The sequence below is a fragment of the Pseudomonas sp. WS 5411 genome (assembly GCF_012985595.1).
GTDB classification, from domain to species: Bacteria; Pseudomonadota; Gammaproteobacteria; order Pseudomonadales; family Pseudomonadaceae; genus Aquipseudomonas; species Aquipseudomonas shahriarae.
Genome location: NZ_JAARMC010000012.1, coordinates 144,623 through 162,123, shown reverse-complemented (window position 1 = coordinate 162,123; position 17,501 = coordinate 144,623). Strand labels below are relative to the sequence as shown.

20 protein-coding genes are annotated in these 17,501 nt (G+C 61.4%); 14 read left to right on the top strand and 6 right to left on the bottom strand.

What is annotated here, in order from left to right:
* Positions 1-413: 413 nt before the first annotated feature.
* Positions 414-1,301, top strand: a complete 888-nt coding sequence (rhtA, locus tag HBR93_RS17840) for a threonine/homoserine exporter RhtA (protein WP_057441473.1) — start codon at positions 414-416, stop codon at positions 1,299-1,301.
* A 169-nt stretch (positions 1,302-1,470) separates the two neighbouring features.
* Entirely contained in the window at positions 1,471-1,752 is a 282-nt protein-coding gene (locus HBR93_RS17835; RefSeq protein WP_057445083.1) for a hypothetical protein, read from the top strand.
* A gap of 4 nt (positions 1,753-1,756) precedes the next feature.
* Here the strand turns inward: HBR93_RS17835 and HBR93_RS17830 are convergent, their stop codons facing one another.
* Positions 1,757-2,317 (bottom strand): TetR/AcrR family transcriptional regulator, encoded by a 561-nt coding sequence (locus tag HBR93_RS17830; RefSeq protein WP_115127889.1) that lies wholly within the window; start codon positions 2,315-2,317, stop codon positions 1,757-1,759.
* 90 nt (positions 2,318-2,407) lie between these two features.
* Between HBR93_RS17830 and HBR93_RS17825 the strand changes: the two genes are divergently transcribed.
* Positions 2,408-3,139, top strand: a complete 732-nt coding sequence (locus HBR93_RS17825; RefSeq protein ID WP_057441470.1) for an SDR family oxidoreductase — start codon at positions 2,408-2,410, stop codon at positions 3,137-3,139.
* A 36-nt stretch (positions 3,140-3,175) separates the two neighbouring features.
* Positions 3,176-3,766: a 2-hydroxychromene-2-carboxylate isomerase gene (locus tag HBR93_RS17820; RefSeq protein ID WP_057441468.1), complete on the top strand. Its 591-nt coding sequence runs from the start codon at positions 3,176-3,178 to the stop codon at positions 3,764-3,766.
* A gap of 44 nt (positions 3,767-3,810) precedes the next feature.
* On the opposite strand, the gene HBR93_RS17815 is transcribed toward HBR93_RS17820, so the two are convergent.
* The 3 genes from HBR93_RS17815 to HBR93_RS17805 all read right to left on the bottom strand — a co-directional run bounded on the left by HBR93_RS17815 (position 3,811) and on the right by HBR93_RS17805 (position 7,320).
* Positions 3,811-5,619, bottom strand: coding sequence for an aminopeptidase P family protein (locus HBR93_RS17815; protein WP_169960765.1), 1,809 nt, complete (start codon positions 5,617-5,619; stop codon positions 3,811-3,813).
* A 37-nt stretch (positions 5,620-5,656) separates the two neighbouring features.
* Complete coding sequence (locus tag HBR93_RS17810) at positions 5,657-6,817, bottom strand: aminotransferase class V-fold PLP-dependent enzyme (RefSeq protein WP_115127885.1); 1,161 nt, start codon at positions 6,815-6,817, stop codon at positions 5,657-5,659.
* A gap of 233 nt (positions 6,818-7,050) precedes the next feature.
* Complete coding sequence (locus HBR93_RS17805; RefSeq protein WP_169960764.1) at positions 7,051-7,320, bottom strand: hypothetical protein; 270 nt, start codon at positions 7,318-7,320, stop codon at positions 7,051-7,053.
* A gap of 315 nt (positions 7,321-7,635) precedes the next feature.
* Between HBR93_RS17805 and HBR93_RS17800 the strand changes: the two genes are divergently transcribed.
* Entirely contained in the window at positions 7,636-8,739 is a 1,104-nt protein-coding gene (locus HBR93_RS17800) for a sigma-54 dependent transcriptional regulator (RefSeq protein WP_115127883.1), read from the top strand.
* On the opposite strand, the gene HBR93_RS17795 is transcribed toward HBR93_RS17800, so the two are convergent.
* Positions 8,728-9,093: an antibiotic biosynthesis monooxygenase gene (locus tag HBR93_RS17795; RefSeq protein WP_115127882.1), complete on the bottom strand. Its 366-nt coding sequence runs from the start codon at positions 9,091-9,093 to the stop codon at positions 8,728-8,730. The two genes, HBR93_RS17800 and HBR93_RS17795, sit on opposite strands and share 12 nt — an antisense overlap.
* Positions 9,094-9,285: 192 nt before the next feature.
* Between HBR93_RS17795 and HBR93_RS17790 the strand changes: the two genes are divergently transcribed.
* From HBR93_RS17790 to HBR93_RS17750, 9 genes are all read left to right on the top strand, one after another.
* Positions 9,286-9,741 (top strand): VOC family protein, encoded by a 456-nt coding sequence (locus HBR93_RS17790; protein WP_057441459.1) that lies wholly within the window; start codon positions 9,286-9,288, stop codon positions 9,739-9,741.
* Between the two features lie 383 nt (positions 9,742-10,124).
* Positions 10,125-11,333: a PepSY domain-containing protein gene (locus HBR93_RS17785; protein ID WP_115127881.1), complete on the top strand. Its 1,209-nt coding sequence runs from the start codon at positions 10,125-10,127 to the stop codon at positions 11,331-11,333.
* Positions 11,333-11,872: a thiamine pyrophosphate-binding protein gene (locus tag HBR93_RS17780; RefSeq protein WP_169960763.1), complete on the top strand. Its 540-nt coding sequence runs from the start codon at positions 11,333-11,335 to the stop codon at positions 11,870-11,872. Before HBR93_RS17785 ends, HBR93_RS17780 begins: the two co-directional genes overlap by 1 nt.
* On the top strand, positions 11,869-12,198 hold the full coding sequence (locus HBR93_RS17775; RefSeq protein WP_057441453.1) for a hypothetical protein: 330 nt from the start codon (positions 11,869-11,871) through the stop codon (positions 12,196-12,198). The genes HBR93_RS17780 and HBR93_RS17775 overlap by 4 nt, the downstream gene beginning before the upstream one ends.
* 5 nt (positions 12,199-12,203) lie before the next feature.
* Complete coding sequence (locus tag HBR93_RS17770; RefSeq protein WP_057441451.1) at positions 12,204-12,770, top strand: DUF6162 family protein; 567 nt, start codon at positions 12,204-12,206, stop codon at positions 12,768-12,770.
* 34 nt (positions 12,771-12,804) lie between these two features.
* Positions 12,805-13,725 carry a metal ABC transporter substrate-binding protein gene (locus HBR93_RS17765; protein ID WP_057960209.1) on the top strand — a complete coding sequence of 307 codons (921 nt, stop codon included), beginning with the start codon at positions 12,805-12,807 and terminating at the stop codon, positions 13,723-13,725.
* Positions 13,722-14,468, top strand: a complete 747-nt coding sequence (locus HBR93_RS17760; RefSeq protein ID WP_057441447.1) for a metal ABC transporter ATP-binding protein — start codon at positions 13,722-13,724, stop codon at positions 14,466-14,468. Before HBR93_RS17765 ends, HBR93_RS17760 begins: the two co-directional genes overlap by 4 nt.
* Entirely contained in the window at positions 14,465-15,364 is a 900-nt protein-coding gene (locus HBR93_RS17755; RefSeq protein WP_057441446.1) for a metal ABC transporter permease, read from the top strand. Before HBR93_RS17760 ends, HBR93_RS17755 begins: the two co-directional genes overlap by 4 nt.
* Positions 15,364-16,287 (top strand): zinc ABC transporter substrate-binding protein, encoded by a 924-nt coding sequence (locus tag HBR93_RS17750; RefSeq protein WP_169960762.1) that lies wholly within the window; start codon positions 15,364-15,366, stop codon positions 16,285-16,287. Before HBR93_RS17755 ends, HBR93_RS17750 begins: the two co-directional genes overlap by 1 nt.
* Positions 16,288-17,229: 942 nt before the next feature.
* Here the strand turns inward: HBR93_RS17750 and HBR93_RS17745 are convergent.
* Entirely contained in the window at positions 17,230-17,454 is a 225-nt protein-coding gene (locus tag HBR93_RS17745) for an MbtH family protein (protein WP_032862749.1), read from the bottom strand.
* Positions 17,455-17,501 lie beyond the last annotated feature (47 nt).

Genomic DNA, 17,501 nt, shown 5'->3' with positions numbered 1-17,501 from the left:
CGATCTCTCGTTAGCGGGAGGCGAATTCTACAGCGTTACACGCTGCTGTCAACACCTCTTTTTCTCCGCTTTCGACCGAGAGGATCGAAACGTTAATAGAGCCAAACAACACTGCTCTACCAACTCCTTCTGGGCTTCGATGAACTGAAGCAACTCGCTGTCGAATTCTGCGTAACTCTTTGTTTACCAAGGAGTTTTCCGTTTCGACTGCGCCGGAAGTGGGGCGAATTATAGACTTCCAGAATCTGCCGTCAACCTTTAATTTCATTTTTCTATCGAAGGGCCCAGCAACTCTCAAAAACCTCGCCTTCTATATAGAAGGCCCAAGAAATTGAGCAATATATTGCTCAATTGCCAGCAGTTGATCATCATAGTGCCCTCTGCCTCTATATGAACCTGGACAAACACCCCCAATGACCACTTCATCCCGCAGCCTGGGCTCGGCGCTGTTTCCTGTCGGCCTACTGCTGATTGCCATGGCCTCTATCCAGTCGGGCGCTTCACTGGCCAAAAGCATGTTCCCGATTGTGGGCGCCCAAGGCACCACCACCCTGCGCCTGGTTTTCGCCAGCATCATAATGCTGCTGTTGCTGCGCCCCTGGCGCGCCAAACTCACCGCCAGGTCACTGCGTACCGTCATCGTTTACGGCATGGCGCTGGGCGGCATGAACTTCCTCTTCTATATGTCATTGCGCACCGTGCCCCTGGGTATTGCGGTAGCCCTGGAATTCACCGGCCCACTAGCCGTTGCCATCTATGCTTCCCGGCGTGCCGTCGACTTCCTGTGGATAGCCCTGGCCATTATCGGCCTGCTGCTATTAATACCCGTCGGTGAAGCAAGCCAAGGCATCGACCTGACCGGCGCCGCCTACGCATTGGGTGCGGGGATCTGCTGGGCCCTCTATATTCTGTTCGGCCAGAAGGCTGGCGCGGACAATGGCGTGCAAACCGCGGCTCTCGGCGTAATGATCGCCGCACTGTTCGTCGCCCCCATCGGTATCGTCCATGCCGGTAGCGCGCTGCTGACACCCGCGCTGATTCCGATCGCCATTGGCGTGGCGATTCTTTCCACCGCCCTCCCCTACACCCTGGAGATGGTCGCCCTGACCCGCCTGCCCGCGCGCACCTTCGGCACGCTGATGAGTATCGAGCCCGCGTTCGGTGCGCTTTCCGGGCTGTTTTTCCTCCAGGAATACCTGTCCCTGGCGCAATGGCTGGCGATCGCCTGCATTATCCTGGCCTCCGTGGGCGCAACGCTGACCATGCGTAGCCAGTCAAAGCCAATCATCGCGGCAGATTGAGACAGGATTTAACGAAGCTCTGGCATTTGCCGCTCAATTAGGCCATGTTTAGGCTGTAACTCAGTGTCAGTCATGGAGATTTTCGAATAAGGACATCCACCGACCCTACACTTGAGAGCGAGCAAAGCCAGCATCGGGCATTCCAACGGCGCGGCTATTAAGGATGGTAATGAAGCGAATTTTGATACTGCTTGTCGTCATCGCCTTGGCTGGGTGTGCCGCAACCACCAAGACAGAAGTCAAACGCGGAAAGAAAGGGCTGCATATCAACTGCTCTGGCCTGTCCTCCTCTTGGGACCAGTGCTACACCAGCGCAGCCAACTCGTGCGGCAAGAAAGGCTACAGAGTGATCGCCAAATCCGGCGACAACAGCGAGGAGCCGGGTGACTACCCCTTCGGCATCAACCCGGCCGGCTATACCAGCCGTAGCATGATCGTGCTCTGCAAGTAAGCGCTCATTCCTGCGAAATTCTCTGACTGAGCTCTTCATAGCTCGATGCAAGTACCTGCGCCTGAACCTGCGGGTCGACCATCATCCTGGCCACCACCAGTGCACCCACACACTGGGATAAGATCGCCCAGGCCAGGCTTTCGCTCTCCAAGATCCGCGCCCAGTTGGCCTGCAGCCGGCAAATCCACTCCTGGGCGTGTTGGCGTACCGCGATATCCGCACGGGCAATTTCCGCGCCCATGCTCGGCAAGGCGCAACCGTCTTGCACTTGCTCCACATGGGCCATGCTCAGATAGAACTTGAGGCAGCGCTGCAGGCGCTCCCGACTCTGCACCTCGCCCACACTCAAACGCTCCAGGCTTTGGCTCAACTCATGCTCGACGATGGAGCTGAACAGCGCGTCCTTGGACGAAAAGTGGCTATAAAAAGCCCCGCCACTCAGGCCAATGGCTTTCATCAGCCCATCTACGCCAACGCTGGCAAACCCTTCTTTTTTCGCCAGGGCCGCACTGCTGTGCAGGAGCTTGTCCCTGGTTTGCTGCTTGTGACTGACTGAATAGCGCATCGCCTCTCCCCTTGAAGACACCACCTTGACGCCTGCCGAATCGTAGCATAACGTTCGTTTAGTTAACGATCGTTTACCCAAGGACTTGCCATGACTGAGAATAAGAAAATCGTACTGGTCGTCGGCGCAGGCGACGCTACAGGCGGCGCCATTGCCAAGCGTTTTGCCCGCGAAGGTTATGTGGCCTGCGTCACCCGACGCAGTGCCGACAAGCTGCAACCCCTGGTGGACAGTATCCAGGCTGCGGGCGGCGAGGCTCACGGCTTTGCCTGCGATGCACGCAAAGAGGACGAGGTGATCGCGCTGATCGAGCAGATCGAAAGCGAGCTGGGTCCGATTGAGGCATTCGTGTTCAACATCGGCGCCAACGTGCCGTGCAGCATCCTCGAAGAAACCGCCCGCAAATATTTCAAGATCTGGGAGATGGCCTGCTTCTCAGGCTTCCTCAATGCCCGTGAAGTGGCCAAGCGCATGGTGACCCGCCAGCGCGGGACGATTCTGTTTACCGGGGCCACCGCCGGGTTACGCGGTGCCGCAGGCTTTGCCGCCTTTGCCGGGGCCAAACACGGCATTCGCGCCCTGGCCCAAAGTATGGCCCGCGAGCTGGGCCCGATGAACATCCATGTGGCCCACGTGGTCGTGGATGGCGCCATCGACACGGACTTCATCCGCGACAACTTCCCAAGCAAATACGCGCTCAAGGACCAGGACGGCATTCTGGATCCCGAGCATATCGCCGACAACTATTGGCACCTGCACCGCCAGCCACGGGATGCCTGGACCTTCGAACTGGACCTGCGCCCCTGGAACGAAACCTGGTAAGCACGCCAACATAACAATAAGCAGCGAGCATCCAACATGAGCAAAACCCTGGAATTCTTCTTCGACCTCGGCAGCCCCACCACCTACCTGGCCTACACCCAACTGCCCGGAATCTGTGCCGAAACCGGCAGCCAACTGGTGTATCAGCCCATCCTGCTGGGCGGCATCTTCAAGGCCACCGGCAATGCCTCGCCCGTCACCATCCCGGCCAAGGGCCGCTACCTGCTGCAAGACCTGGCACGCTACGCCAAGCGTTACGGGGTCCCCCTCAAGTTCAATCCGCACTTCCCCATCAATACCCTGACCCTGATGCGCGCCGTCACCGGCATTCAACTACGCCAGCCAGAACGCTTTATCGACTTCATCGACTGCCTGTTCCGGGCGATATGGGTGGAAGGGCGCAACATGGGGGATCCAGCAGTCGTAGCGGCGGTGCTGGCGCAACACCACTTCGACCCTGCCCAGGTGCTGGAGCTGACCCAGGATGAGGAGGTCAAGGACGCCCTCAAGCACAAGACCGAAGAGGCGATTGCCCGTGGCATGTTTGGGGCGCCTGCCATGTTTGTCGGCCAGCAACTGTTCTTCGGCCAGGATCGCCTGGACTTTGTCCGCGAAGCTTTGAGTTAAGCCTGCAAGCCGCTCGCCGGCCCACGCCTGCGAGCGGCCAGGCCTTATATAGCTGCCGTGCGCAACTGCAACCATTCCAGCGCGGCGCCGCTGAGCAACGGGCTCAAGCGTTGACGCACCTGGGCATGGTAGTCGTTGAACCACTGTCGCTCCTCGATCGTCAGCAGGGACGGTACCAGGCAACGGGTATCAATCGGGCACAGTGTCAGGGTTTCGAACTTGAGGAACTCGCCGAACTCGGTCTTACCCGCCTCCCGGTTCAACACCAGGTTCTCGATACGCACCCCCCAACGCCCTGGGCGATAGGTACCCGGTTCAATGGAGGTGATCATGCCCGGCTGCATCGCAGTTTGCGGCGCGGCCGCCGCCTGGTAGGCAATCACCTGCGGGCCTTCATGGACATTAAGGAAGTAGCCCACCCCGTGACCGGTGCCGTGACCATAATCCACGCCTTCAGCCCAGATCGGTGCGCGGGCGATGGCGTCCAGCAATGGCGAGAGGATGCCCTTGGGAAACTGCGCCCGCGACAAGGCAATCACGCCCTTGAGCACCCGCGTGCAATCGCGCTTTTGTTCCTCGCTCGGCGTGCCGATGGGCACCATCCGCGTGATATCTGTGGTGCCGCCCAGGTACTGGCCGCCCGAATCAATCAGCAGCAGGCCATCGCCTTCGATCACCGCGTGTTCTTCTTCGGTGGCATGGTAATGGGGCATCGCGCCATTGCCATTGAACGCGGCGATGGTATTGAAGCTCAACGACACATAATCCGGGCGACGGGTACGCGCGGCCGTCAGGTGTTCATCAATGGTCAGCTCAGTGATGCGCTCGCGGCCCAAGGCCGAGTCCAGCCAGGCGAAAAACTCGCACAACGCCGCGCCATCCTGCTCCATGGCCCGGCGAATATGCTCGGCATCCGCCAGGCTTTTACGGGACTTGGCCAATGTGCTCGGGTTGAGGCCTTCGACCAGCTTCACGCCACTGGCCAGATTCTCCAGCAGCCCCGCCGTCACGCGTGCAGGGTCCACCTGCAGGCTGGCCCCGTCCGGCACTTCAGCCAGGGCCGCGGCCACTTCACTGTAGTCCCGCAGCGTCACGCCATCCTGTTCCAGCACCCCACGCAACTGGGCATCGACCTTGCCGAGGGCAACAAACAGCGTGGCCTGCTGCTGGTTGATCAGGGCGAACGAGACAAACACCGGGTTGAACGAAACATCTGCGCCGCGCAGGTTAAACAGCCAGGCGATGTCATCCAGGGTGGCAATAAAATGCCAATCCGCGCCCTTTTCCTTCAGGCTGGCGCGCAGTGCCGCGAGTTTTTCGCCTCGGCTGACGGTGGCCTGGGGCGGCAGGTGCTGGTAGATCGGCTGGTTGGGCAGCGCTGGGCGGTCGGTCCAGACCTCGCTCAACAAATCAATATCGGTACGCAGGCGCGCGCCTCGCTCAGCCAGCTTGCCGCCCAAGGTACGGGCCGACGCAACAGCCATCACCGCGCCATCCACGGCCACCACCCCGCCTTCCGGGGTTTGCTCCCCCAGCCACTCCAGCGGGCCGGGCTGCCCCGGTTGCAACTTCACCAACTCAATGCCGCTGCCGTTGAGTTCCTTGGTCGCCTGCTCCCAGTAACGGCTGTCTGCCCAGACGCCGGCGAAATCAGCCGTGACAATCAGCGTGCCGACCGAGCCATGAAACCCCGACAACCATTGCCGGCCCTGCCAGTAGCCCGGCAAGTATTCGGACAGGTGCGGGTCGGCCGATGGCACCAGCAGGGCATCAATGCCCTCCCGCTTCATCAACTCGCGGGTGCGCGCCAGGCGCTGGGGAACCGTTCCATGGGGCAAAGGCTGCGTACTCATCATCTCTCCTGCTAAGCACTCATAATTGTTATGTATTTCAAACCGCCCAAAAGGCCGGTGCACTGGCCAACGAGTTCTTGATCAATTGCACCGCCTGATCGATATCCTGCCCGGTGGTAAACCGCCCCAGGCTCAAGCGAATGGTGCGACCGGCACTGCGCGCATCATGCCCCAGGGCAAGCAGTACATGGGAGGGCGCATTGCTGGCCGAATTGCAGGCAGAGGTCGCCGAAAAAGCGATCCCGGCGCTCAAGGCCGCCGAATTGAACTCGCCTTCGCTGAAGGTCAGGCTCAAGGTGTGGGGGATCCGCTGGGTGGCGCTGCCGTTCAGGCGCACGCCGGGAATGTCCAGCAATTGCTCAAGCAAACGCTGGCGCAGGGCGACAATACCTGCCGACTCTTCGGCAAAGGATTGCGCGGCCAACGCGAAGGCACTGCCCATGCCTGCAATCTGGTGAGTCGCCAGGGTTCCCGAGCGCAGCCCGCCTTCGTGACCACCGCCATGGATCTGCGCCGTGACGTTCTGCTGCGCCCGCGGCCCGACATACAGCGCACCGATACCTTTGGGGCCATACAGTTTATGCGCCGAAAACGACATCAGGTCCACCGGCCAGTGCGCCAGGTCGATCTCGACTTTGCCCGCCCCTTGCGCCGCGTCCACATGCAGCAGCGCACCATGCTCACGCACCCGCGCACCAATGGCCGGGATGTCGTTGAGCGTGCCCAACTCATTGTTGACCAGCATCAACGACACCAAAAAAGTGTCTTCGCGCAGCGCCTGGCTGACCGCCTCGACGGTAATCAGGCCATCGGCATCCGGCACCAGGTAGGTCACCGCAATCCCGGCTTGCTGCAATTGGCGGGCGGTGTCCAGCGTTGCCTTGTGCTCGATCTGACTGGTGATGATATGGCCACCGGCCACGCCCCGCGCCTGGGTCACACCCTTGAGCGCAAGGTTGTTGGATTCGGTAGCACCCGAGGTCCAGACGATCTGCTCGGCCTGGGCGCCGACCAACTCCGCCACCTGACGGCGCGCCTGCTCGACCGTGTGCCGGGCCTGTTGGCCAAACGCATGGGAGCTGGACGCAGGGTTACCGAAATTGGCGTTGAAACCCAGGCACTCGACCATGACCTGGATGACCCGCTCATCCACCGGGGTGGTGGCGGCGTAGTCAAAATACAGAGGACGTTTATTCATGACGTTTAGAGACCCGCAGAGCATGTTCCCGAGATCAGCGTCTCAGGGGCAGCGACCAGTACAGAGTTCGTCAGGTTAACCTGATCGGATGCCATTAAAGAAAGACCACTTTATTTAAAAGTGCGTAGGAACGCTCCTGAAATTGAGCTTAACAGGCTCGACGAAAAGGATGGAAAACAAAAAGCCCGAAGTTCCTGTACGGAACCTCGGGCTCTGGGACGCCGCAGTTTGTCTCAGCTCGGACGGTCATGCAGGGTGACGTTGCGCTCGGCATTCATTGCACCCTGGCGATCAAAGCCCATTGGCGCCTGTGGCCGGGCTGCGAGTTCAGTTTTCTTCTGTTGATATTCATCAAACGACAAACCCCGCCGGTTCAGCCCTTCCATTGCCAATTGCCGGCTCTCCTCGACGGAGTACGGGCGCAATTCAGGCGCCGGACGGGTCGCACAACCAGCAAGAAAAGAGGCGACCAGCAACAAGGCAACAGAAAGTGAATGGTTCATGACGAAGGTCCTGCGAATTGGGCGTTGAGGCAATGGACACAGGCTACTCCCGCCTTTGCATCGGGAAAAATCATCCTCTGTGATAGTCGCTATCAGTCAATCCTTCATATTTCTTTTTGTTCTATAAATATACAAACACATTTGTTTACGGAATAAAAAAGACCCTCTATAACAGACTCCCAGCGTCGCAACTGCCTCCACGAGCCGCTCGGCCTCGCCACTGAACGCCTGCAAGCGGCGCAGGCCTGGTACGAGGTGGCGCACCGCGTTGGGCCAGCCCCTGCCGACATCCACGTCCTATTCCTTGAGGTGCCCATGCAGCTTTTGACCCTTGCGCCCTCGCCCGCACTCGCCACGTCGATTCGCGCCACCGCGCAAGTCTTCGAAGACCCCAAATCCCGGGCCTTGCTCGCGCATATCCAGCAAGTGGCGCCCAGCGAAGCCAGCGTGCTGATCATCGGCGAAACCGGCACCGGCAAAGAGCTGGTGGCCCGCCATATCCATAACCTCAGCGCCAGGCGCAACCGACCGTTCGTGGCGGTGAATTGTGGGGCGTTTTCCGAATCCCTGGTGGAAGCGGAGTTGTTCGGCCATGAAAAAGGCGCGTTCACCGGCGCTCTCGGCGCCAAGGCTGGCTGGTTCGAGGAGGCCGACGGCGGCACCCTGTTCCTCGATGAGATCGGTGATCTGCCCATGGCCATCCAGGTCAAGCTGCTGCGCGTCCTGCAAGAACGCGAAGTGGTGCGCCTGGGCTCACGCAAGAGCATTCCGATTGATGTGCGGGTGCTGGCGGCGACCAATGTGCAACTGGAAAAAGCCATCAATGCCGGGCATTTCCGTGAAGACCTGTACTACCGCCTGGACGTGGTCAGCCTGGAACTGAGCCCCTTGCGCGAACGCCCCGGCGATATCCTGCCCCTGACCCGGCACTTTATCGACGCCTACAGCCAGCGCCTGGGCTACGGCCCCATCACCCTCAGCCCCGAAGCCGAGCACAAGCTCAAAGGCTACAGCTGGCCGGGCAATATCCGCGAGCTGGAAAACGTCATTCATCACACCTTGCTGATTTGCCGCAATGGCCTGATTGAACGCGATGACCTGCGCCTGTCGAACATGCGCATCGAGCGCCAGGATGATAGCCAGCACAGCCTCGACCACAGTGCCGAAGCCTTGCTGGAGCGTGCCTTCCAGAAACTGTTTGACGAACAGGCCGGTGCCTTGCATGAGAAAGTCGAGGACGCATTGCTACGCGCCGCCTACCGCTTCAGCCACTACAACCAGGTACACACCGCCAACCTGCTGGGCCTGAGCCGCAATATCACGCGTACGCGCCTGATCAAGATCGGCGAACTGGCGGTCAACAAGCGGCGCCCAGAGGGAAGCCTGCAAGGTGAGCGCATGCTGCATCTATCGATATAGGCTGCACGCCAACGCGTTGTCGGCGCTGCGCTCGATACTGCGCAGCACCTGGAATGAACCGAAGGTCACGGCAGTAGCCTGATGGGCACGAATCAATGCCCAGAAGTTCTCGCCCTCGCTCTCCAGCCGCTGGAACGCCGTGGCACCGTCTTCGCGGGCCTGCCATTGCAGGTAGTTGAGCACCCGCCGCCCGTCATCACTGACCAGCACACTGGCACTCAGAAACCCCTCATGGCCTTGGGCCAGGCGCTCGCTCTGCTCGGACAGCGCCAACACCAGCGCGGACTGCTGCCGGGGCTCGATCTGAAACTCGATCACTTGGGTAAAACCATGACTTTTCGCTGAAGCTTGCATGACAAATCCCCTTTAGCTGTAGGTGCCACGCAGGGTAAAACCTCTAGTTAAGTTAAGGTCAAGCCTCTGTTTGAGAAACTGTTGAATGCACCGTTACAGGACAGTCGTCGGTTGCCCGCAGGCCACGAAAGGCCTGACCTATAGTGAAAAGACCGGAAGACCCGGCCCCTCACCCCCCTCAAGGAGAGCGAAATGAGCGTTAAACCCATTCCCGATGGCTACCACAGCATCACGCCCTACCTGGGCATCGACAAGGCAGCTGAAGCCATCGAGTTCTACCAAAAAGCCTTCGATGCCACCGTTTTCATGCGCCTGGACATGCCGGACGGCAAGGTCGGCCACGCCGAACTGCGCATTGGCGATTCGCCGATCATGCTGGCCTCGCCCTGTGATGAAATGGCCTTCGGCAGCCCTGGAGCGCACCCCACCAGCGTTGGCCTTCACCTGTATGTGAAGGACGTCGACGCACAGTACAAACAGGCGATCGCGGCAGGCGGCACGGCTATTTCCGAACCCAAGGATCAATTCTACGGCGACCGCTCCGGCACGTTGAGGGATCCCTTCGGACACGTCTGGTTCCTCGCCACTCATATAGAAGAGCTGACCGAGGAACAGATTCACAAGCGCGCCAAAGAGCTGTTTGCATAAGCCCCAATCCCCTAAAGCCCGCTCGCCACAAGGTGCAACCGCCCCCAGTGGCGAGCGGGCTTGCCCGCGCTGGGCTGCGTAGCAGCCCCGACCAGCAAGACCACCTGACTCTTGCAGAAACATCGAGTAGCCAGGTTTTGGGGCTGCTGCGCAGCCCAACGCGGGCAAGCCCCCTCGCCACACTTTTTTGTGCTGACTAACTGAACAGCAATGAGCCCCAACAGGGGTTTCCCGCGCACCTGAAACATTTGCTTTCATTTCTGCCTTAGGGTTTTGCGATTCTCATCCGTCTTAACTTAGATACAGCCCGTCGCGTAAGCAAAAGCTACGACCGGCCTTTCCCGGGCCTTTTCTGCCCTCCTCCGATCAAGACCCCCATAGACATGTCGAAGAAGTCACGCTCCAAACTCTGGTTTCTCGTCCACAGCTGGCTGGCATTGCCCATCTGGTTCTTCGTACTGATCGTCTGCGTCACCGGGACCCTGGCGGTGGTCAGCCAGGAAATCGTCTGGCTGGCCAACCCGGAAATGCGCGCCAGCAAGCCATCGGACGATGCCGAACTGCTCAGTTACGATCAGGTCCTCGCCGCGATCAAGCAGGCCGAGCCCACGGCCATTGTCGAAGCCATCGTCAGCCCAGACGAGTCGCACTTTGCGCTCAACGTCGACATCAGCTACCCCGACGGCCGTTCCGTGGCGGCCTACGTCAACCCGTACACGGGGGTCATCCAGGGCATCAGCCCATCGTTCAATTTCCCCCAGTTCACCCGCGCCCTGCATGGCTGGTGGCTGGTGCCGTTTACCAATGGCTTTAGTTGGGGCTGGTACCTGGTGTCGTTTCTCGGGCTGCCGATGCTCGCGTCGCTGGTCACAGGCCTGGTGGTGTACAAACGGTTCTGGAAAGGGTTCTTCAAGCCAACCCTGCGCATCAAGCATGGGGCGCGGATTTTCTGGGGCGACTTCCACCGCCTGAGCGGCATCTGGTCGATCTGGTTTATCGCGGTGATTTCCATCACCGGCACCTGGTTCTTGATCCAGGCGCTTCTCGCGGACAACCAGATCACCATCTCCAGCCAGCCGATCGTGCCGGTGATCTCCCGGGACAAGGTGCCGCTGTCGGCCCCCGGTGTACCGGCACCGATGATCGCCCTGGACGATGCCATCAACATTGCCACCCAGCGTATCCCCGGCTTCGACGTCAGCTTCGTCGGCCTGCCAAGCAATGCCTACAGTCACTTGAGCATCGGCGGCCGCGGCTGGTACCCGCTGATGTTCCAGACGGCCGACATCAACCCCTACAACGGTGAAATCGCCGCCACGCACCTGCTGTCCGACCGCACGGGCCTGGAGTTCGTCACCGAGTCCATGCGCCCGCTGCACACCGGCGACTTTGGCGGGATCTGGATCAAGCTGGTCTGGTTCTTCTTCGGCCTGTTGCTGAGCATGATGGTCCTCAGCGGTCTGTTGATCTGGAGCAAGCGCACGGCCCTGGCCACGCTGCACGCGCTCAAGCGCAGCACCAAGGCCACGCGCAATACGGCGCCGGCCAACCCCATCGGCGCCATGCAGGCTGAAACCTCGGAGGGCAAATAATGAGCAAGGCCACCACCGTTCAAGCGCCCTCGCCACTGCGCGCCTTGTGGCTCAAATGGCGCTTTCATATCAATATCCTGCTGTTGCTGGTGCCCCTGGGTTTTATGCCCAAGTACTTTGCCGACGTCGCACTGTTTCGCGGCGACGCCGGCCTGGGCGAGCGCGAGGTCGGTGAAGTGCAGGTCGGCCCGTGGAGCATTACCCTCGCCGAGTTGCGCAATGAAGCGCCCCGCCCCGACCCGGCCGGCCCGATGAAATCCTTCAACGCCGCCCTGTGCGCCACCTGTGGCGACCAGGTCAAGGCCACCTACCTGCGCATCGGCAAGCCCCGCAGCCTGCGGGCCGCCGGGGTGATTTTCTTCGGCACCCCGTACCGCATGGGCGCTGTGCTGCCGATCCCGGAACGCACCCCGCCCGACGCCGAACTGTGGATCACCATGGAAGGCTGGGACGGCAGCATGCAGCAGGCCTCCATTCCCTTGAGTCAGGCTTCGCCTGCCACCGTCGCCTGGTTGAACAAGCAAGGAGTTAAACCATGACTTTACTGCGCCTGACCCGCGCCTGCGCCGTGCTGATCCTCAGCCTGGGTGCAAGCAACTACGCCCTGGCCCACAACCCGATGTGCGAATGCAAGGAGATCCCCGGCGAACAGATCCAGTGCACCGGTGGTTTTTCCGACGGCAGCGGCGCGCCCGGCGTGACCCTGGATGTGATCGGCTACGACGAGACCATTCTGGTGCCCGGCAAGCTGGGGCCCGACTCGACGTTGACCTTCAAAAAACCTGCCGCCGAATTCTATGTGCTGTTTGACGCCGGTCCCGGCCACGTTGTCGAGATCGACCAAGCGGATATCCAGGCGCCATGACCCCCATGAACCCAGGCAGCACCCAGGTGGTCCGGCCCGCCGGTGCCGGGCACGAAACCCTCTACGTCCTGCTGCTGTGCCTGATCATCCTGGCCGTCGCCGGCACGGTGGTGTCCCTGCACGGCGAAACCCAGGCAGTCGAGGCCGTGGCCAGCCACCAGTTGGACGCCCGCCGCGACCTGAGCGCGGCCGAGCAAGGCATCTATGCCGACCTGCGGGTGACCCTGGATGAAATCCAGTTGCTGGCGCAGGAACAAAGCACCCTGCCGACGCCGGCGCAACTGGCCGAAGAAGGCTTCGCGCCCTTCGCCCAGGACGCCAGTTCGGTCAGCCGTGGCGACCACCACTGGCAGTTGCTGGCGCCAGCGGCGTACCTGGGCCTGAGCCAGGCCAACGACACCAGCGGTTCACTGCTGATGCGCGTCAACGGCGCCGAGCCGGATATCTGGCTCAACCGCAGCGCCAACCTGGCCGCCCCCACCGACCTGAGCGACCAGGGGCTGATCGCCGCTGGCTGGCAGCAGGTCGTTGCGCAATTCGACGCTGGCGTCACCCGCCAGCATCGCCACTGAATTCATGCTGTCTCCGAGAGAAGATCGATTACCCATGTCTATGTCATCTCCCTTGCTCCGCCTGCTGCTGGTGGGCCTGTTCAGCGTGTTGCTGAGCCCCCTGGCCAATGCCGAGGCGGCCAAGCGCCTGCGTATCGGTATCACCCTGCACCCTTACTACAGCTACGTGGCGAATATCGTCGGCGACAAAGCCGAAGTGGTGCCGCTGATTCCGGCCGGCTTCAACCCCCATGCCTACGAACCGCGCGCCGAAGACATCAAGCGCATTGGCACCCTGGACGTGATCGTGCTCAATGGCGTCGGCCATGACGATTTTGCCGACCGCATGATCGCCACTAGCGAGCGCCCGGACATCCCGGTGATCGAGGCCAACGCCAATGTGCCGCTGCTGGCCGCCACCGGCAATGCGGCCCGTGGCGCCGGCAAGGTGGTGAACCCGCACACCTTCCTGTCCATCAGCGCGTCCATCGCCCAGGTCAACAACATCGCCCGGGAACTGGGCAAGCTCGACCCGGACAACGCCAAGGCCTATACCCAGAACGCCCGTGCCTACGGCAAGCGCCTGCGCCAGATGCGCGCCGACGCCCTGGCCAAGCTCACCAGCGCGCCCAACGCCGATCTGCGGGTGGCCACGGTGCACGCCGCCTACGACTACCTGTTGCGCGAGTTCGGCCTCGAAGTGACCGCCGTGGTCGAACCGGCCCACGGCATCGAGCCAAGCCCGAGCCAATTGAAGAAAACCATCGACCAACTGCGCGAGCTGGACGTCAAGGTGATCTTCTCGGAGATGGATTTCCCGTCCTCCTACGTCGATACCATCCAGCGTGAGTCGGGGGTCAAACTGTACCCGCTGTCGCATATTTCCTACGGTGAATACAGCGCCGAGAAGTACGAAGTGGAAATGACCGGCAACCTCAATACCGTGGTCCGGGCGATCCAGGAGTCGGGGGCATGACCGCGGCTGAACACCTGAATGTGGCCAGCATCGGCCCGACGATTGAGTTCGATAACGTCTCGCTGACCCTGGGCCGTACCGCGATCCTCGATAGCGTCAGCTTCCAGGTACAACCAGGCAGCATCCACGCCCTGGTCGGCCCCAACGGCGGCGGCAAGAGCTCGCTGATCAAGACCCTGCTGGGGCAGACGCCACACCAGGGCCAATTGAGCCTGCACTGGCCGAACACTCCCGGCACCATCGGCTACGTGCCCCAGGCCCTGGAGTTCGACCGTGGCCTGCCGATGACCGTCGACGACTTCATGGCTGCCATGTGCCAGCGGCGCCCGGCGTTTCTCGGCTTGTCCCGGCATTACGCCGGGGCGATTGGCGAGGCGCTGGAGCGCGTGGGCATGCAAGACAAGCGCAAGCGCCGCATGGGTGCGCTGTCCGGCGGCGAGCGCCAGCGTGTGCTGCTGGCCCAGGGTTTGATCCCGGCGCCGCAACTGCTGGTACTCGATGAACCGATGTCGGCCCTCGATGAAGCCGGAATCCAGGTGTTCGAACGCCTGCTGGGCGACTGGCGCCAGGCCGGGATTACCGTGCTGTGGATCGAGCACGACCTGGAGGCCGTGGGCCGCCTGGCGGATCGCGTCACCGGCCTGAACCGCCGCCTGCTGTTTGATGCCACGCCCAAGGAGGCACTGACCCCGGAACGCCTGCTGACGCTGTTTTCCACTCACCCACGGAGCGCAGCCCAATGAGCTACGAAGCCTTTCGCTTGATGGTCCAGGGCTGGGCTTCCTCCGGCTACTTGCCGGAAGCCCTGGCCTATGGGTTTGTGGTCAATGCCTTGCTCGCCGGCCTGTTGATCGGCCCGGTACTCGGTGGCCTGGGCACGCTGGTGGTGGTCAAGCGCTTTGCGTTTTTCTCCGAAGCCGTCGGCCATGCTGCGCTGACCGGTGTGGCCGTGGGCATTCTGCTGGGGGAACCCTACACCGGGCCTTACGGCAGCCTGTTCGGCTACTGCCTGTTGTTCGGCATCCTGCTCAATTACCTGCGCAACCGCACCGGCCTGGCTCCCGATACGCTGATCGGCGTGTTCCTCTCGGTGTCCCTGGCCCTGGGCGCGAGCCTGTTGCTGATCCTGGCGGGCAAGATCAACGTGCATATCCTGGAAAACGTGCTGTTTGGTTCGGTCCTGACCGTCAACGGCAATGACCTGGCGGTGCTGGCGGTGGTCGGCTCACTGGTGATGGCCCTGGCATTGCCGCTGTACAACCGCATCATGCTGGCCAGCTTCAACCCGCAACTGGCTGCCGTGCGTGGCGTGGCGGTGAAGACCCTGGACTACCTGTTCGTGATCCTGGTGACGTTGATCACAGTGGCGGCGGTCAAGGTCATCGGTGCGATCCTGGTAGGCGCACTGCTGGTGATCCCGGCCGCCGCGGCTCGGCTGTTGAGCCAGTCACTCAAGGGCTTCTTCTGGATCTCGGTGGTGATTGCCACGCTCAGCACCCTGTGCGGGATTCTGTTGCCAATCATCTTCGACCTGCCTATCCCGTCCGGTGCCGCGATCATCCTCGTCGCCGGCATCGCCTTCGCCCTGGCCGCCATCGCGCGCGGCACGGTCCCCAGCCTGAAAGGGAATCTCGGATAATGCGCCCCGTTCTACGCCCCCTCGCCCTGGCCATCGCCTGCCTGATCAGCACCCCGCTGCTGGCAGCCGAAACGACCAAACCCCTGCCGGTCGCCGCCCACGCCGCCAAACCGGTCAAAGTCCTCGCAGCCTTGCCCGTGACCTACGGCCTGGCCGCCGCCCTGCTCAAGGGCACTGCGGTCAAGCTGGAGCGTGCGGCACCGGCCAACCTACCGGGTTCGCGCCAGACCTCGTACTTTACCGGGCGTGGCGCGCCCGCCTTGCATAGCCTGGCGCTGGACGCCGATGCGGCGATCGGCCTGCGCTCGCTGTGGCCGGATGACCCGCTGTACCCAGTGGCCCGGCGCAGCAATATCCGCATCGTCGAAGTAGACGCGGCGCGCCCGGTAGACGGCGGTCTGCCAGGCGTGGCCCTGCAACCGGGGACTGTGGATGGCCTCAATAGCCAGCCGTGGCAGTCGAGCAACAACCTGGGGCGCATGGCCGATGTCATGGCTGCCGACCTGAGCAGGCTGGCGCCCGGCGCCAAGGCCCAGATCGACGGCAACCTGGCCAGCCTCAAGCAACGCCTGCTCAAGCTGACTGCCGACAGCGAAGCCCGCCTGGCCCAGGCCGATAACCTGAGTGTGGTCAGCCTGAGTGATCATTTTGCTTATCTGATAAGTGGGCTGAATCTGGAGTTGGTCAGCACCGATCCGCGGCCGGACGCCGAGTGGTCCGCCGAGGCGCTACAGGCGCTGACGACCAGCCTGAAGGACAACGACGTGGCGTTAGTGCTGCACCATCGCCAACCGGCTGAGGCGGTGAAAGCGGCTATCAGTGCAGGGGGGGCGAAGTTGCTGGTGCTGGCTACTGACGGCGCGGACCCGGTCGCGGAACTGGAAGGGAATGTGGATCAGGTGATCAAGGCCTTGGTGCCCTGAAAGCAAGGCAATACCCCTGTGTGTGTGCGAGCTTATGTGGGAGCGGGGTTGTGTGGGAGCGGGCTTGCCCGCGATGGCGGTGTATCAGTCAACTAATGTATCGACTGACACTTAGCCATCGCGGCATAGGTATCTACACAACTCTTTTATCTAGTGCTTATTGGGTTTGTTTACATATCCGTTGCTGCGGTCACGGCCACTTAGGGTTCCGCCCTTACGGCGGGTCACTTTTGGAAAAGAGCCCCAAAAGTAACCAAAAGGGCTCCTGCCCCACCACTCGGTGCCTCGCCTAGGCTCGGCATGCCCGCAGTCAGGCATTGCTCCGTGGGCCCGCCGCGATCGGCCATCCATGGCCGTGTCGCGGCTACCCCGGCATCCATGCCGGGGTGCCCACTGCGCAATACCTGCCTGCGGCCATCGTGGTTTAACGGGGCGCCTGAGATCAAGATCAAAAGCCAGATCACAAGCAGAGCAACAGCAAAGCCGGGGTGCGAAGCTGCATTCCCCTGTGGGAGCTGGCTTGCCTGCTCCCACAGGGGTACGCGCACGCTTCGACGATCAGGTCGGCTGTCAGGCCGCCTCGCTTTGCTTGTGATTTTGATCTTAGGCGCCCCGTTAAACCACGCTGGCCGTCATCCGATTTTGATTTGGGGGGTAACCCGGCAGGACGCCGGGTTAGCCGCGCTGGGCCATGGATGGCCCATCGCGGCGGCCCCCCAAATCAATGTCGGATGACGGGCACACCGAGCCTGGGCGAGGTGCCGAGTGGTGGGGCAAGAGCCCTTTTGGTTACTTTTGGGGCTCTTTTCCAAAAGTGACCCGCCGTAAGGGCGGAACCAATAGCCGCCATGACCGCAGCAACGGATATGTACACATACCTAAGAATCACTAAAGAGATGTGTAACTCATCGCAGGCAAGCCCGCCCCCACATTTGCTTGTGTTCAGCCAGCAACAACCTGCGCATCCATCTTCTGGCGCAAGCTCAGCGGGCGCATATCAGTCCAGACTTCTTCGATGTAAGCCAGGCACTCTTTCTTCATCCCGCTTTTACCCACGGTGCGCCAGCCCTCTGGCACGGCCTTGTAGTCAGGCCAGATGGAATACTGTTCTTCATGGTTGACCACCACCTGGAACAGGATGTCTTCGCGGTCAAATACTGAGGTCATTGCGGTTCTCCGTCACTCAAAGGCTGCCACGCACTGCGCGTGGCTGA

Bases quoted from the DNA above. Each gene is read 5' to 3' on its own strand.
- HBR93_RS17785 (WP_115127881.1), top strand. From the start codon at position 10,125: ATGTCGAAGAAGTCACGCTCCAAACTCTGGTTTCTCGTCCACAGCTGG.
- HBR93_RS17795 (WP_115127882.1), bottom strand. From the start codon at position 9,093: ATGCAAGCTTCAGCGAAAAGTCATGGTTTTACCCAAGTGATCGAGTTT.
- HBR93_RS17810 (WP_115127885.1), bottom strand. From the start codon at position 6,817: ATGAATAAACGTCCTCTGTATTTTGACTACGCCGCCACCACCCCGGTG.
- HBR93_RS17790 (WP_057441459.1), top strand. From the start codon at position 9,286: ATGAGCGTTAAACCCATTCCCGATGGCTACCACAGCATCACGCCCTAC.
- HBR93_RS17815 (WP_169960765.1), bottom strand. From the start codon at position 5,619: ATGAGTACGCAGCCTTTGCCCCATGGAACGGTTCCCCAGCGCCTGGCG.
- HBR93_RS17835 (WP_057445083.1), top strand. From the start codon at position 1,471: ATGAAGCGAATTTTGATACTGCTTGTCGTCATCGCCTTGGCTGGGTGT.
- HBR93_RS17800 (WP_115127883.1), top strand. From the start codon at position 7,636: ATGCAGCTTTTGACCCTTGCGCCCTCGCCCGCACTCGCCACGTCGATT.
- HBR93_RS17765 (WP_057960209.1), top strand. From the start codon at position 12,805: ATGTCTATGTCATCTCCCTTGCTCCGCCTGCTGCTGGTGGGCCTGTTC.
- HBR93_RS17780 (WP_169960763.1), top strand. From the start codon at position 11,333: ATGAGCAAGGCCACCACCGTTCAAGCGCCCTCGCCACTGCGCGCCTTG.
- HBR93_RS17775 (WP_057441453.1), top strand. From the start codon at position 11,869: ATGACTTTACTGCGCCTGACCCGCGCCTGCGCCGTGCTGATCCTCAGC.
- rhtA (WP_057441473.1), top strand. From the start codon at position 414: ATGACCACTTCATCCCGCAGCCTGGGCTCGGCGCTGTTTCCTGTCGGC.
- HBR93_RS17755 (WP_057441446.1), top strand. From the start codon at position 14,465: ATGAGCTACGAAGCCTTTCGCTTGATGGTCCAGGGCTGGGCTTCCTCC.
- HBR93_RS17820 (WP_057441468.1), top strand. From the start codon at position 3,176: ATGAGCAAAACCCTGGAATTCTTCTTCGACCTCGGCAGCCCCACCACC.
- HBR93_RS17805 (WP_169960764.1), bottom strand. From the start codon at position 7,320: ATGAACCATTCACTTTCTGTTGCCTTGTTGCTGGTCGCCTCTTTTCTT.
- HBR93_RS17745 (WP_032862749.1), bottom strand. From the start codon at position 17,454: ATGACCTCAGTATTTGACCGCGAAGACATCCTGTTCCAGGTGGTGGTC.
- HBR93_RS17760 (WP_057441447.1), top strand. From the start codon at position 13,722: ATGACCGCGGCTGAACACCTGAATGTGGCCAGCATCGGCCCGACGATT.
- HBR93_RS17750 (WP_169960762.1), top strand. From the start codon at position 15,364: ATGCGCCCCGTTCTACGCCCCCTCGCCCTGGCCATCGCCTGCCTGATC.
- HBR93_RS17830 (WP_115127889.1), bottom strand. From the start codon at position 2,317: ATGCGCTATTCAGTCAGTCACAAGCAGCAAACCAGGGACAAGCTCCTG.
- HBR93_RS17770 (WP_057441451.1), top strand. From the start codon at position 12,204: ATGAACCCAGGCAGCACCCAGGTGGTCCGGCCCGCCGGTGCCGGGCAC.
- HBR93_RS17825 (WP_057441470.1), top strand. From the start codon at position 2,408: ATGACTGAGAATAAGAAAATCGTACTGGTCGTCGGCGCAGGCGACGCT.